Raw genomic sequence first — 13375 nt, 5'->3', positions numbered from 1 at the left:
GCGTGGATGCCGTCACCCGCCGTCCGCGCGGCCGGTCCGGACACCGAGCTGGATCGGCGCACACAGGACAGGATCCTGCGCGCTGCGGCGGCTGCGCAGTCCCCGGGAACGCGACGGGCTTACGACAGCGCGTGGCGCCGCTTCGAGAACTGGTGCTCGCACCAAGGGCACCAACCATTGCCTGCCGCACCGGCTGTGGTCGCCGCGTATCTCGTCGACGCCGCGGACACCGTTGACGGTGACGGCCGGCGCTCCTACGCCCCGGCGACGCTGAGCAAGTGGGTCGCAGCGATCTCCGACCGTCACCGCCGAGCGGGCGCCGACACCGCGCCGACGCAGCATCCCGTGGTGCTGTCGACCATCGCCGGCATCCGTCGCGAGTACGCCGCAGCTGGTGATCGCCCCCGTTCTCCGAGGACACCGCTGCTCACCGACGACGTGCTCGTCATCGTCGCCGCGGCCCGCGACCAGGCGCTCGGTTGGGCCGAATCCGTACATGAGCGCCGAGATTCAGCTCTGCTGCTGATGGGCTTCACCGGCGCCTTCCGCCGCAGCGAGCTGGTCGGGCTCACTGGCGCCGACGCAGTCCTGCATACCCTCGACGGCGTCCACGTCCACATCCGCCGCTCCAAGACCGACCAGGAGGGTCAGGGCCGGGTACACGCCCTGCCCCGCGCCGAGGACCCGAGACGCTGCCCGCCGTGCGCATTCGCCCGCTGGGCGCAAGTGGTCGCAGCTTTCGACGACGGCGGACGCTCGGCGGTGATCAGGCTGCTTTCCGGGGAGGACCTCGGCTTGGCCGTTCACGTGTGCCAATCGCCGGGGCAGCGTGAAATCCGCGCCCGCCGTGCGATTTTCCGGTCCATCGCCCAGAACGGCAATCTGTCGGAGACGGCGATGTCGGGGGCCGCGGTGCACGCCGCGATCCGCCGCCGCGCTGCCCGAGCCGGGTTCCCGGCATCCGCGGTGGCTCGACTGGGCGCGCACAGTCTGCGTTCCGGGTTCGTGACGCAGGCGTTCCGCAACGGTGCCGATGCGCACGCGATCATGCGTCAGACCGCCCACCGCACCCCGGCCATGGTGGAGCGCTACGCGCGGGAAGAGGCGCCGTTAGTCGGCAACGCTGTCACGTCCCTGGGACTGTGACCGTGTCGGCGGATGCGCGCAGTGGCGCTGTGTGGCAACTGTTCACCGACTGGTGCACCGCACTGGGGCACCGCGCCCTTCCAGCTGGCCCCGCGGTGCTGGCGCAGTTCATCGCCGCCAATCCCGCCGCGCAGGGAACCCAGCGGCGCCGGGTCGGCGTCGTCAACGCGGTTCACCGACGATGCGGGCACCCCGAGCCGGGACGAGCCGAGACAGTCCGGCAACTGATCGATGCCCGGCGAGGCGCGAAAGCACAGATGCGCGGCACCGCTGCGGCCGAAGCGATCAGCCGCCTACCTGAAACCGGCTGGCCCACCGCGCTGTTCGCCCGCCGAGACGCGATTCTGCTGGCACTGTCGGCTGCTGCGGTTCCCCTGCGGGCCATCGCCGAACTGCGTGCCGGCGATGTCCAGGCCGACATGCTCAGCGACAGCCTGGTCATCACAGTGAACGGGGAAACGTTCAGAACCCCGGCCAGTTTGGCGCAAGGGGATGTATCGCCGAGGAAGGTTCTCGCACAGTGGTTGCGGGTCCGCGCCATTCAGCACCACAGGCCGAGCCCGCGCTGGTTGGCTGCCTACCTGCGGGGCGAACCGGTGCCCGCGGTCGGTGCGGTTCCTGACGACCTGGCACTGCTGACGCCGATTGACCGCTGGGGAGCGACGCCGTGGCTGCCCACACCGCTGCGTCCGGCCTCGGTGTCGCACATCGTGAACTCACACCTCAACGGCTGGGCCAGACCGCACCCGGCGATCACCGGAACACCCGAACGTGACCCGATATCACCCGCACTGCCCGAGCCGCCGGTTCCCGCTGCACTGCTCGATCCCGCCAGCTTCACACGTGGAGTGGCCGCCCGGCGCCGCGCGGCGGGTGCGCTTGACGGCGTGACCGATGTGCTCGACGACGTCGAGAGTCGCGCTGACCGGATCCTCGAGGACCTACTACGTCTACTCGACGAACCTGTTCCGCCGCTGCGAGCAGAGGTGTGACCCGGCAACCGAATGCGGTATGAGTCTGCAGCGCGGCGCACGCCAAGCTCCTCTTAGAGGATCTCCTGCACCGCCGCGGCGGTACACAGCGGGCAGGGGTTCGGCCCCGAAAACCGCACCCGCTGTGTCAGCGCCGCCTACTTGGAGTCGGACCGGGAGCTGCTGCTGGCATTGTCGGTCGTCTTCTTGACGCTGTCCCGCACCTTGTCACGGACGCTTGCCGCGCCTTTCTCAGTGTCCTTTATCTGTAGGCCGGTGGTGGGTGTATCTGGTTGTGGCTCATGGTGTGTGGTGGGCAGCGTGCTGCCGTGAGGAACGGTGTTATTTGAGGGCCTGTATCTGGTGGTTGAGGGTGGTCTCGCACGGCGGTGGGTAGTTGGAGGGCGAGGTCGATGAGACGTGCGGCGATGCCGCCGCGGATGCGGTTGCCCGTCGCGCGGGGTTGCATCCCGTACCTAGGTACGGGTTTATCGTCGGGGTATGGCGATCAAGGATGTGTCGGGTTGGGTGCCGCAGTCGTGCTCGCTGCCCTCAGTGGAGCGCCCGCTGCGGGTGGCTGAGTTCGACCGGTTATTTGGCGAATCGGTGTTGCGGTCGACGCGGCTGAGCAGCACTCGATTGGATCTGGCGCTGGCCGGTGAGGCTGAGCCGGAGGCGTGGGAGCTGGCTGCGCGGGAAACGGGGTGCTGCTCGTTTTTCCGCTTCGGTTTCGAGTCGGTCGGCGCCGATGTGGTGATGCGCATTGAGGTTCCGCACTCGCACGTTCAGATGCTCGATGCACTGGCTCGCCGGGTCGACGCGATGGCTGGGGGTGAAGTGCGGTGAGCGAGGCGGGATTGCGCATCGGTGAGGTGGCCGCGGCGGTCAGGGTGAATATCGAGACGTTGCGTTACTACGAGCGGCGCGGACTGCTGGTCGAGCCGCATCGGTCGTTGGGCGGGCATCGGTCGTATCCGCCGGAGACGGTGACGACGCTGCGGGTGATCAAAGCCGCGCAGCGTCTGGGGTTCACCTTGGATGAGGTCGGGGATTTGTTGGCCGCGACCCGGTTGGGCGGCCGCTCGGATGCGGGGTTGCGAGCTCGGGCGGTGCTGAAGTTGACCGAGGTCGACCAGAAGCTGGCCGAACTGTCCGCGGTGCGGGACACGCTGCGCGCGACGCTGGAAGCGGGCTGCGAGGACCTTCTGGTGTGCGCGGAGAGTCCGTGTTGTCCACTGCCTTTCAATGGCGATCCGGTCCGGTAGACGCTGGTGGGCGGTGATCGGCGTCGGGGCGCTGGCCTGTGCGGGCTGTTGTGTGGTGGTGCCGCTGCTGGCTGCGGCCGGCCTGGCTGGAAGCGGTGCGCTGCTGGTCGGGGCTGGATGGCTGGAGCCGATCGGTTTCGCGTTGGTCGCTGTCGGGGTGATCGGCTTTGTGGCCTCGCGGATCCGGGCCCGCCGCCCCCCGAGGCAGTTGCTCACCGGGTCACTCGCACGATGCGTGCGGCTGCGGCTCAGTTGATCCGATCATGCCCGGGGTGCGGTCTGAACCCGCTGGGCGCGAACGACTCTGACTTCGTTCTCGGACCCACCCTGATGCGAGTTGGGGACCGAGCCCTGATCTCGCAGGTCCGGCGATGACAACGCCGTCGTGGCACCGAGAAACCGCGACCGGCGGCACGGCATGAGTGTGTTCGGGCCTTGACCTTCCAGCTAGGTCAAAGGCTTAACGTGCGCACTGTGGGTGTCCAGAACCTCTCGCAGCGCCAGCGCGGCAACGACGGGGTCGTCCGAGTCCGCGACCGGTCGGGGATAGGCCGCTATCGATGGCTGCTGTGCGGACTCACGCTGATCCTTTTCGGTATCGCGACCCATGCGGGTTTGCTGGTGGCCGCCGGTGTGGGAGCCATCGGCGCGGCGGCACTGCTGGGCTCGGTGACTGTTGCCGCGTTCGTTGTGGGGGCTGTGGTGTCTTTACCGCCGACCCCACCGCGGAGGAGCTTGCTGAGTATCGGAGACGGTGGCGAGATTACAACGGTTGACCAGCCCCGGTGTCTGGTCAGATGCGGTTCGGGTTGACCTTCGAGCTAGGTGGAAGGTTTAGGGTTCGGCGTATGGTCCAGATGCGGATTTCGCAGCTTGCGCAGCGCAGCGGTGTGCCGGCGAGCACCCTGCGTTTCTACGAGTCGGTGGGATTGTTGCCGTCCGAGCGCACCGATTCGGGTTACCGGGTCTATGACGACGAGTCGGTGCAGCGGCTGGGGTTCATCCGGGCCGCCAAACAGGTCGGCCTACCGTTGGAGGAGATCCGCGAATTGCTGGCCGTCTGGGATGAGGGTGCGTGTGTGGATGTGCGGGGACGGATGCGGCCGATGATCACCGCACGCCTGGATGAGGTCGTGGCGCGGATCGCCGAACTGCAGCGCTTCGCCGAGGTGCTCACTGAGGGCCTTGACCGCCTTGATGCCCTGCCTGATCGGGCTGAGCCGTGTGATGCCCGGTGCAGCTTCCTGCGCACCCGCCAAGGGCTGCAGGAGATTTCCCCGGCGGTGGCGCGTCGATGACCTGCGTGATCGCCGAGTCGTGCGTGGATGTCAAGGACCGGGCCTGCATCGAGGAATGCCCGGTGGACTGCATCTACGAAGGCGCCCGGATGCTCTACATCCACCCCGAGGAATGCGTGGACTGCGGGGCCTGTGAACCGGTGTGTCCGGTCGAGGCCATCTTCTACGAAGACGGCCTGCCCGAGCAGTGGGCGCACTACACCGCCATCAACGCCGAGTTCTTCACCGAACTCGGGTCGCCGGGCGGCGCGGCCAAGACCGGTGCGTTGCCGTTCGATCACCCACTGGTCGCCGCGGTTTCCCGCCACGACAGCTAGCAGAGGCGTCCCGCTGTCCACAGCGCTGTGAAGCGGCAGTCGCCGGTGTCCCGACATCGGCGGTTACACCCACGGAAGGACCATCCCTTGAACTCTCCTGTCACAGAGTGGCTGGAACGCCACCAGATCGTCATCTACCTGGGCGGACTGGTAGCGGGCGCCGCGGTAGGACTTGCCTGGCCGGCCGCCGGACCTACCTGGGAGGCCGCCATCTACCCGGTGCTCGGGGCGCTGCTGTATGCCACGTTCCTGCAGGTGCCGTTCACCAAGCTGTCCGCGGCGTTTCGGGACATCAAGTTCCTCACCGCGCTGCTGGTGCTCAACTTCGCCGTGGTGCCCCTAGTCGTGGCCGCACTGACCGGGCTGGTGTCGCTGTCCCAAGCCGTCCTGCTCGGAGTGCTGCTGACACTGCTCACTCCGTGCATCGACTACGTCATCGTGTTCTGCGGCCTGGCCGGCGGGAATAGTGAGCGTCTGCTGGCCGCCGCACCGCTGCTGATGCTCGCCCAGATGCTCGCCCTTCCCGCGCTGTTGTGGTTGTTCGTCGGATCGGATTTGGCCGACATCGTCGAGGTCGGCCCCTTCGTCGAAGCGTTCCTCATCCTGATCGTGTTGCCGCTGACCCTGGCCTGGGCCACCGAGGCGCTGGCAACCCGCCACCGCAGCGGGCACGTCATCTCCTCGGCGATGAGCACCGCGATGGTGCCGCTGATGACCGCCACCCTGTTCGTGGTGGTCGCCGGCCAATTCCCCAAGATCAGCGACCAAACCGACCAGGTCGTGCGCGTCGTTCCCCTCTACGCCGCGTTCCTGCTCATCATGGCCCTGATTGGTCTGGTCGCCGGGCGGCTGCTGCGGTTAGACGCCGGGCGCTCGCGGGCCCTGGTGTTCAGCGGCGCCACCCGCAACTCCCTGGTCGTCCTACCGCTGGCATTGGCCCTGCCCGACGCCTACGCGATCACCGCAGTCATCGTGGTCACCCAAACCCTCATCGAACTCGTCGGCATGGTCATCTACGTGCGCGTCATCCCACGCCTGATCCCCGCCACGGCCGCGACGCAGTGACCCGCCGACCCCTTCGGATCCGTAGGGCCGCTCGACGATCCAGGTGTCCCAGGGTGTGGCGAGAATCGTTGTCGGTGGTGGGTAGACGGGGTTGTTATTCGCGGGGCTGTGTCTGGTGATCGTGTGTGAATTGGCGAACGAGATCGTGGACGCGTGCTGCGATGTCGTCGCGGATCAGGCGCATTCGATCGATGCCGTCGATGCCGCGTAGGGAGGGCTCGTCGATGTGCCAGGTTTGCACGGGTGCGCCGTCGGCGGCTGAATCGATGTGGGCTCGAGTGCCGAGGATGACGATCAGGTCTGCCGCGGTGATGAGGGTGTCGTCGAGTTGGGTGGGTTGGTGGCCGGCGATGTCGATGCCGAGTTCGGCCAGGGCTTGCGCGGAGACGGGGTTGACGGCGGTTTTGGCGTGAGTGCCCGCGGAGAGTGCGTTGAACGCCTCGCCGGCGGTGTGCTGCGTGAGTGCTTGTGCCATCACGGATTTGCCGGCGTTGCTGACGCAGACGAACAGCACGGTGGGCTTTGTCGGGATGATCATCGGGTGATGGTGACGTCGAGTTCGGCAAGCAGTGCTCTGACCTGGGTGTCGATCATGTCGCGGATGGGGCGCACTGCGTCGACGTCGTGTCCGGCTGGATCGGGCAGCTCCCAGTTTTCGTAGCGTTTCCCGGGGTAGATGGGGCAGGCGTCACCGCAGCCCATGGTGATGACAACGTCGGCGGCGTGCAGGATCTCGTCGGTCCAGGGTTTGGGGAATTCGCCGGTGATGTCGATGCCGACCTCTGCCATGGCGGCGATGGCGGCGGGGTTGACTTCGTCACCGGGTTCGGATCCGCCCGACCAGGCGACGGCGTTGTCTCCGGCGTGGTGGGTGAAGAATCCGAGGGCCATTTGGGAGCGGCCGGCGTTGTGGGTGCATAGGAACAGCACGGTGGGTTTGCCGTCACTGACCTTGCCCTCGACGCGGGCCAGAGCAGACAGGCGTTGGTGGGCGAAGCGTTCGGCGAGCAGCGGCAGGAAGTTGGGGATGGTGGCTCGGCCGGCGAATTGGTCGTAGGAGGAGCCCAGGAATCGTTCGATGGTCTCAACGCCGAAGGTGTCGGCGAACTCGGTTTGCAGCCTGGTCGCGGCGGTGCGCAGTGCCAGTTGTTGGTCGATGGACAGGTCGCGGTCGGGGTGGGTGACAGGGCTGTCGGTCATGGTGTGCTTCCTTTATCGATGATGGCCCGATCATCGAGGGCCGGTGATGCATCCGAGGACACGGTGCTGGTGGTGAAGCGGCTGCGCAGGGCCAGCGAAACATAGATCAGCGCCACCAGTACCGGGACTTCGATGAGGGGTCCGACGACGGTGGCCAGCGCCTGGCCGGAGGTGGCGCCGTAGGTGGCGATGGCGACCGCGATGGCCAATTCGAAGTTGTTGCCGGCGGCGGTGAAAGCCAGGGTGGTGGTGCGCTCATAGCCCAGACCGATCGCGGCGCCCAGTAGGAAGCCGCTGCCCCACATGATGGCGAAGTAGGCGAGAAGCGGGAGAGCGATGCGGGCGACATCCATTGGGCGGCTGGTGATCTGTTCGCCTTGCAGCGCAAAGAGGATCACGACGGTGAACAGCAAGCCGTAGAGCGCCCACGGTCCGATGCGCGGTAGGAATTTTGTCTCGTACCAGTCGCGGCCTTTGGTGCGTTCGCCGATGCGCCGTGACAGGTAGCCGGCGATCAGTGGGATGCCGAGGAAGATGAGCACGGATTTGGCGATCTGCCACGGCGAGGTGTCAATGGTGGTCTGTTCCAGGCCGAGCCAGCCGGGCAGCACCGACAGGTAGAACCAGCCGAGGACGGCGAACATGACGACTTGGAAGATTGAGTTGAGCGCCACGAGGACGGCGGCGGCTTCGCGGTCGCCGCAGGCCAGGTCGTTCCAGATGATGACCATGGCGATGCAGCGGGCCAACCCGACGATGATCAGCCCGGTGCGGTATTCGGGCAGATCGGGCAGCATCAGCCAAGCCAGGGCGAACATCAGCGCCGGGCCGAACACCCAGTTCAGTACCAGCGAGGACAGCAGCAGTTTTCGGTCACCGGTGACGGTGTCGAGGCGGTCGTAACGGACCTTGGCCAGCACGGGGTACATCATGATCAGCAACCCGAGGGCGATGGGTAGCGAAATCCCGTCGATCTGAACACTTTCCAGCATGGTGTTCAGGCCGGGGATCCAGCGTCCCAGCAGCAGGCCGGCAATCATGGCGGCGCCGATCCACACCGTCAGGTAGCGGTCGAGGGTCGACATATTGCCCACAACCGCCGACCCGGTAGCCGGCGCGGTGGCGGTCATCGCGGCGCCCCGACCGGCTCGGCGCCGGCTGCGCCCAGGATCACCGACAGGCTGGCCAGCGCTTCGGGCACCACCGCGTAGTAGACCCACGAGGCGCGGCGCTGCGAGGTGAGCAGACCGGCGTCGCGCAGCACCTTGAGGTGATGCGACACCGTCGGCTGCGAGACCTCGACGTCGGTCGAGATGTCGCAGACGCAGGCCTCACCACCTTCGTGGCTGGCGATCGCGGAGAACAGCTGCAGCCGTACCGGATCGGCCAGCGCCTTGAGCTTCACCGCCATATCGGCGGCCTCGGTAGCCGACAGCGGCTCGCGCAACAGGGCCCCCGGCGGGCAGGAATCCTGGGCACTCAACAGATCCGGCGATGACTTCGACATACGTCGATATTGACAGGTATCTAAGCTGGCCGCAAGCCGGCGGATACGAGCAGCAGGGAACGCGGGGAGACTGTCATGATGGACGGGTCAAGAGGCTCGCGACACCCGAGGAGGTGGCGCTCAGTGCGCGTTGAACTTCGGCGTCATCCGGGGTGTCCGAACGCCGAAACGGTGCGGCAGTCGCTCGATGAGTGCCTGCGTGAGCTGGGCTTGCCCGACGCTGTGGTCGATGTGGTGGGCGACTATCCGTCCCCGACTGTGCTGGTCGATGGCGTTGACGTCGTGACCGGAAGCGCCGAGCAGCTGCTGGGTCGGGCATGTCGCCTGGACCTCCCGACGCGTGAGCGCATCCTTGAAGCGCTCGCCCGGGCGCGGGGGTGTGCACGACCGTAGGCCAGGTGGACCACCGCGACGCGGTGACCACCCGGCCTAGGAGACCGATGTCAGCAGCAGGCCGCGCTTTCTGCTGGCTGGTCCACATCGGCGGCGGCTGCACCGCCGCAGCACTGCCCGCCTTCGGCCTCGGGATCGAGGTGTTGCGGGCTGGCGCCGAAGGTTTCCGAATCGGCCAGCACGGTGTAGACCTCCCACTTCTCCCCGGCCGGCCCGGTCACCCACACCTTGTCCTGGGTAGCAAAGCAGCAGGTGGTGTTGATTTCCTCGTCGGTGAACAACCCCTCCCCGGACAGCCGGGCGATCTCGGCGTGCACCTGCGCGCTGGACTCGACCTCCACACCGAGGTGGTTGATGGTGCCGCCTTTGCCGGGGTTCTCCAGCAACACCAGCTTCAGTGGCGGTTCGGTGACCGCGAAGTTGGCGTAGCCGGGCTTCACCTTGGCCGGGGCGGTGTTGAACAGCTTGGTGTAGAACGTGATGGCTTCGTCGAGATCGTCGACGTTCAGTGCCAATTGGGCTCGGGACATGATGTCCTCCTCTAGTGTTGTGGCATATATCGAAGTGGCGCCAAGTTCAGAATCCGCTCCTTTTCGATATATGTCAAGAACCATGGCAGGATGGAGTTTATGCCCAAAGCGTTACCCGTGATCGACATGTCCGCCCCGGTGTGCTGCGCCCCGGTCGCCGCCGGTCCGGTCAGCGATGACGATGCGCTGCAGATCGCGATGCGGCTCAAGGCGATCGCCGACCCGGCTCGGGTCAAGATCGTGTCGTTTCTGTTCGGCGCCAACGCCGGTGAGAAAACCAGCGGCGAGCTGGCCGCCAAATTGGACCTCAACGAATCCACCATCAGCCACCACATCGGCCAACTCCGCCGAGCCGGGCTAGTGCTCTCCGAGCGGCGCGGGATGAACGTCTTTCACCGGGTTCGACCTGAGGCGCTGCAGGCACTGTGTGTGGTGCTCGACCCGAACTGCTGTACCTGAGCGGCGATCCCGGCCCGTCGATGCAGCGCGGCGGATGACACCGAAGCCGGGGACGTGACACGGCGCCGGGCGCTAATTGTCTCCGAATATCCGCACGCCGTATCCGGTGTGACTGGTGTCGGCACAGCCGTAGCCGGCCGCCGCGACCGCGCTGAGGATGTCCTGCTCCTCTTCACCGAGCTTGCGCAGCTCGGTGATCGCATGCTGTTCGGCGGCTGGCCGACTCGGGTGTACCGACCGGCCGAAAAACTCACCGTTGCTGACCTTCTGGAACTCACAGACAAACATGCAGCGGACGGTGACACGCACAGCGGCGGGGACTTCTGCGCGGCGCGACCTACTTCGACAGCTCCGCGCAGGTGCGGCGGTACTGCTCGCGCCAGTGCTTGCCGATCCGGTCGTCAAGCTCACCGCTGTGGGGCCGCAGTCGGCTCCAGGCCGCGTTGACGTCGTCCCACGCGACGCCGTGAGACGCCAGCAGCTCTCGCGCGTCGAAGTTGGAATGCGCTGCGCGGTCAGCCTCCTCACGGAAGCGACGCAGTACATGGTCAGAAAGCGGGTCGCGGCGCACAGGCAATCCTGTCGGGGGAGAGGGAAGTGGTTGGATTGCAACGAGAATGCGGTGCTCAGCGCGCACCGGCCATACGCGGCGCGTCCCACAGTGTGTGATGCGAAGCGGAGACGGCGGGACTCGAACCCGCGGCCGGTGAACACCGACTACGCCTTAGCAAGGCGCTGCATTCGCCACTCTGCCACGTCTCCAAACCGCCTGCGACGCTGCGCAAGCAGTGCGGGGGTTAGGACGCCGCGATCAGCGGTCAGCGACTTCGCGGCGGTTGCGCGCCAGCAACATCGTGGCGCCCTCGCTGACTCGCGAGGGAGTGGTGGCCGTTATCGCCGAAGTCTCTGTACCTATGACCTCTGATTAATGGGCCGGGGCCGCTGTCGATCTGGCTGTTTGCGTCGGCGCGTCGGAGATCGCCGTGGAGGGTTTCGCGGCACACGAGATGATCAGCGGGTCGTCAAGGACGCGATTCGCCGGACTCAGACGCCGCACCCGATCCGCGTCACCACCTGGACTCCGAAGGGCAGCGGGCGCGGCGGCGATGCGATGGCCCGGTCGGCGGCGCTGCTGCAGGGCTTGGAGACCGGCACCACCCGCATCGCCGGGCACCTGCCCGACCTCGAACAAGCGGCGGTCACCTGGCAAGCCGGACAGCACCAGCCCGACAGCCTCGCTGCAACGGTCGTGGCCCACGACGTGTTGGTCCACTCGATCGGACAGCAGTGGGGCTTCTCGTCACCACTCGACACCGAGCGGCGGATGCGCGACGGCTCGATCACGGCGATACCGGAGTACCTGCGCCGCCGGATCAGCGGGTAGCTCCCCCGCTCAAGGCGCTTGTGAGCACAGCAGCAAAGCCAAAGTACAGGTGGCTCAATCCCACGATCGAGATCAGCGCGCAGTACCTGTAGTAGGCCTCATGGAACGGGTCGGCCAACAGGTCGTCCAGGTGGTCCTTGGAGCTACCAAAGTGCAGCGAGTCGCCGTAGTTAAAGGTGCGGATCAACTCATCGGGATTGATGTTGCCGTAGCTGAGGGGGTCGCCCGGCTTGGCGTTCGCTGCCTTCAACGCGGTGAGCGTGTGGACGGTCTGGTTCATCAGCTTGCCCCGCGCCGATCGCCACTGCGGCACGACCTCCTTGATCGCCGCCTGCTGCGCCTCGGGCAGCGTCTTCATCACCCTGAACAAGGTGTTGCAGATGGTGGTGAAGCAGGCGGGTTCGCCGTCGTTGTGCAGCTGGCGGAAGGCAGCGGACGCACCCAGGAAGCTTTCATCAGTCGGAGGGTCGACTACCTTCACGTGCCAGTCGTCGGTGCCCATGTCGGTGCCGACGGACAGCGTGGTGTCGTCGTTGATCACGCTGAATCCGGCCAGGCGTCGGCTCATCTCGATGAACCTCAGCGCGCTCTCGCGGTCGTCGCCCTGCAATGAAATCTGCGGAAACGCGCCAGGGTCCGGCAACCCGAAGACGTAGTCCAACTTCTCCCAGTAGTGCCGGAACCCCTTGGCTCCGTCCTTACCGAACTGCTGCAGCGGAGGATCGAACGCCAACTCTCGCGGGTGGATCGTGTTCTCGACCGGCATTGTCTTCAGTTCGACGATGCCGGTGCTGATGTTGACGGTCCGCTTGGTGATCTTCAGCAGGAATTGAATCGACGGCGCGGTTGCGGGCGCACCCTCCTCGGGTGGCCACTCGACCGACATGTATTCGGACTCCGAGATTTTGCGCGGAGTCAGCGGCCCGTCTGGGCCTTCGGGGTCGGGCGGCTCAGGCGGACCCATCCACTTTGGCTTCGGCTCGGGGGTCGTGTGCCTCCGCTGGGCGACCGGCTGCGGTTCGCGTATCGGCTTGGCTGCCCGCTCGGGGCGGTCAGCCGGGCGACGCCGCTGCGCGTCGGCGAGCCGTTGATCTCGTTGCTTAGCGCGCTTCTTGTCGCCCCGTTTTCCCATGTGCCAGAACGTACTCCGCGCCACCGACAATTAGCGGTGGCGAGAGTGGGTGGAGTTAGGGCTAGGCCTTGGCTTTCGACGTAGACGTTGTTCCAAACCGGAACTCGACCGTCTTGTTGCCTGTAGCTGACGCGATAGCGCGGATACGCATTCCCTGTTCCCACGGTCTTCCGCCAGGCTACGCACCGTCGAACTGGTCGAGCAGGTCGGCGGCATTCAACAGGGCGGCGGCACAGCCCCGCGCCAGACGGGCATCCATCCCGGGTCCTGGCATTTCAACTGTGATGCTGCGCTCGACCCGGCCATCGGCGAACTGGGTGCCGAACACATGCACAGTGAGGCCATCTTCGATGTGCGACCACGCCGTGTAGAGCCGGGAGTAGGTGCCCTTCCACAATTGCCAGTTGTTGACCTCGTCGAGGTCGGCGGCATCCGCCGGTAACGGGATCTCGGCATGCAAGTGTTGGATCAAGTTCGACCGGGCCATCGAGCGGGCCAGCCACAAGCGGGCCGCAGGATCCGCCATACGCGGCGAGGGCGGCCGACGTTCGTAGATCTCCAACTGGAGAAGCTGTTCGTCGGTCAACTGGTCGGCGAGGTCACGCCACCCGGTGGCCGTTTCATCGTGGTGGCTCGTCATAGCTGACAGCCTTACCGGACGGGTCCGACATTTTGGCCTCGGGCTGGGCGTCGATCCACGCCGCCGGG

Annotated in this window: 20 protein-coding genes and 1 tRNA gene; 11 read left to right on the top strand and 10 right to left on the bottom strand. The window is 66.3% G+C overall.

Translation table 11 applies throughout. The features are described from left to right. Positions 1-6: 6 nt before the first annotated feature. The 8 genes from RCP80_RS14630 to RCP80_RS14595 all read left to right on the top strand — a co-directional run bounded on the left by RCP80_RS14630 (position 7) and on the right by RCP80_RS14595 (position 6062). Complete coding sequence (locus RCP80_RS14630; RefSeq protein ID WP_308478365.1) at positions 7-1146, top strand: tyrosine-type recombinase/integrase; 1140 nt, start codon at positions 7-9, stop codon at positions 1144-1146. Beyond that, positions 1143-2138, top strand: coding sequence for a recombinase (locus RCP80_RS14625; protein ID WP_308478364.1), 996 nt, complete (start codon positions 1143-1145; stop codon positions 2136-2138). The genes RCP80_RS14630 and RCP80_RS14625 overlap by 4 nt, the downstream gene beginning before the upstream one ends. 480 nt (positions 2139-2618) lie before the next feature. Then, on the top strand, positions 2619-2963 hold the full coding sequence (locus RCP80_RS14620) for a hypothetical protein (protein WP_308478363.1): 345 nt from the start codon (positions 2619-2621) through the stop codon (positions 2961-2963). Next, positions 2960-3382 (top strand): MerR family transcriptional regulator, encoded by a 423-nt coding sequence (locus RCP80_RS14615; protein WP_308478362.1) that lies wholly within the window; start codon positions 2960-2962, stop codon positions 3380-3382. The genes RCP80_RS14620 and RCP80_RS14615 overlap by 4 nt, the downstream gene beginning before the upstream one ends. Beyond that, positions 3363-3638 carry a hypothetical protein gene (locus tag RCP80_RS14610; RefSeq protein ID WP_308478361.1) on the top strand — a complete coding sequence of 92 codons (276 nt, stop codon included), beginning with the start codon at positions 3363-3365 and terminating at the stop codon, positions 3636-3638. Before RCP80_RS14615 ends, RCP80_RS14610 begins: the two co-directional genes overlap by 20 nt. 592 nt (positions 3639-4230) lie before the next feature. Further along, positions 4231-4680: a MerR family transcriptional regulator gene (locus tag RCP80_RS14605; RefSeq protein ID WP_308478360.1), complete on the top strand. Its 450-nt coding sequence runs from the start codon at positions 4231-4233 to the stop codon at positions 4678-4680. Continuing rightward, the gene (gene fdxA, locus RCP80_RS14600) at positions 4677-4997 is read left to right on the top strand and encodes a ferredoxin (protein ID WP_308478359.1); all 321 of its coding nucleotides are present in this window, start codon (positions 4677-4679) and stop codon (positions 4995-4997) included. The genes RCP80_RS14605 and fdxA overlap by 4 nt, the downstream gene beginning before the upstream one ends. Positions 4998-5084: 87 nt before the next feature. Then, a complete protein-coding gene (locus RCP80_RS14595; RefSeq protein ID WP_308478358.1) occupies positions 5085-6062 on the top strand; it encodes an arsenic resistance protein in 978 nt (325 codons plus the stop codon). Between the two features lie 94 nt (positions 6063-6156). Here the strand turns inward: RCP80_RS14595 and RCP80_RS14590 are convergent, their stop codons facing one another. From RCP80_RS14590 to RCP80_RS14575, 4 genes are read right to left on the bottom strand one after another with little or no spacing between them, the layout of a single operon-like run. Further along, positions 6157-6600, bottom strand: a complete 444-nt coding sequence (locus tag RCP80_RS14590; protein WP_308478357.1) for an arsenate-mycothiol transferase ArsC — start codon at positions 6598-6600, stop codon at positions 6157-6159. Further along, the gene (locus tag RCP80_RS14585; protein WP_308478356.1) at positions 6597-7262 is read right to left on the bottom strand and encodes an arsenate reductase ArsC; all 666 of its coding nucleotides are present in this window, start codon (positions 7260-7262) and stop codon (positions 6597-6599) included. The genes RCP80_RS14590 and RCP80_RS14585 overlap by 4 nt, the downstream gene beginning before the upstream one ends. Continuing rightward, positions 7259-8392 carry an ACR3 family arsenite efflux transporter gene (gene arsB / locus RCP80_RS14580; RefSeq protein WP_308478355.1) on the bottom strand — a complete coding sequence of 378 codons (1134 nt, stop codon included), beginning with the start codon at positions 8390-8392 and terminating at the stop codon, positions 7259-7261. Before arsB ends, RCP80_RS14585 begins: the two co-directional genes overlap by 4 nt. Further along, complete coding sequence (locus RCP80_RS14575) at positions 8389-8769, bottom strand: ArsR/SmtB family transcription factor (RefSeq protein ID WP_308478354.1); 381 nt, start codon at positions 8767-8769, stop codon at positions 8389-8391. Before RCP80_RS14575 ends, arsB begins: the two co-directional genes overlap by 4 nt. Before the next feature lie 123 nt (positions 8770-8892). On the opposite strand from RCP80_RS14575, the gene RCP80_RS14570 reads away from it, so the two are divergent. Further along, positions 8893-9162, top strand: a complete 270-nt coding sequence (locus RCP80_RS14570) for a thioredoxin domain-containing protein (protein ID WP_308478353.1) — start codon at positions 8893-8895, stop codon at positions 9160-9162. A 50-nt stretch (positions 9163-9212) separates the two neighbouring features. On the opposite strand, the gene RCP80_RS14565 is transcribed toward RCP80_RS14570, so the two are convergent. Beyond that, on the bottom strand, positions 9213-9692 hold the full coding sequence (locus RCP80_RS14565) for an ArsI/CadI family heavy metal resistance metalloenzyme (RefSeq protein ID WP_308478352.1): 480 nt from the start codon (positions 9690-9692) through the stop codon (positions 9213-9215). 99 nt (positions 9693-9791) lie between these two features. Between RCP80_RS14565 and RCP80_RS14560 the strand changes: the two genes are divergently transcribed. Next, on the top strand, positions 9792-10151 hold the full coding sequence (locus RCP80_RS14560; protein WP_308478351.1) for an Rv2640c family ArsR-like transcriptional regulator: 360 nt from the start codon (positions 9792-9794) through the stop codon (positions 10149-10151). Positions 10152-10223: 72 nt separating this feature from the next. Here the strand turns inward: RCP80_RS14560 and RCP80_RS14555 are convergent, their stop codons facing one another. The 3 genes from RCP80_RS14555 to RCP80_RS14545 all read right to left on the bottom strand — a co-directional run bounded on the left by RCP80_RS14555 (position 10224) and on the right by RCP80_RS14545 (position 10913). After that, on the bottom strand, positions 10224-10439 hold the full coding sequence (locus RCP80_RS14555; RefSeq protein WP_308478350.1) for a hypothetical protein: 216 nt from the start codon (positions 10437-10439) through the stop codon (positions 10224-10226). 49 nt (positions 10440-10488) lie between these two features. Continuing rightward, the gene (locus RCP80_RS14550) at positions 10489-10722 is read right to left on the bottom strand and encodes a hypothetical protein (protein WP_308478349.1); all 234 of its coding nucleotides are present in this window, start codon (positions 10720-10722) and stop codon (positions 10489-10491) included. Positions 10723-10827: 105 nt separating this feature from the next. Beyond that, positions 10828-10913: transfer RNA gene (locus RCP80_RS14545), tRNA-Ser, on the bottom strand. Between the two features lie 349 nt (positions 10914-11262). On the opposite strand from RCP80_RS14545, the gene RCP80_RS14540 reads away from it, so the two are divergent. Then, entirely contained in the window at positions 11263-11535 is a 273-nt protein-coding gene (locus RCP80_RS14540) for a hypothetical protein (protein WP_308478348.1), read from the top strand. Here the strand turns inward: RCP80_RS14540 and RCP80_RS14535 are convergent. Further along, positions 11525-12697, bottom strand: a complete 1173-nt coding sequence (locus tag RCP80_RS14535) for a hypothetical protein (protein WP_308478347.1) — start codon at positions 12695-12697, stop codon at positions 11525-11527. The genes RCP80_RS14540 and RCP80_RS14535 overlap by 11 nt on opposite strands. Positions 12698-12845: 148 nt before the next feature. Beyond that, on the bottom strand, positions 12846-13307 hold the full coding sequence (locus tag RCP80_RS14530; protein WP_308478346.1) for a hypothetical protein: 462 nt from the start codon (positions 13305-13307) through the stop codon (positions 12846-12848). Positions 13308-13375 lie beyond the last annotated feature (68 nt).

This window comes from Mycolicibacterium sp. MU0053 (assembly GCF_963378095.1).
Lineage (GTDB): Bacteria > Actinomycetota > Actinomycetes > Mycobacteriales > Mycobacteriaceae > Mycobacterium > Mycobacterium burgundiense.
Note: the sequence above shows the minus strand (reverse complement) of the source record. Positions and strands in the feature narration are given on the sequence as shown.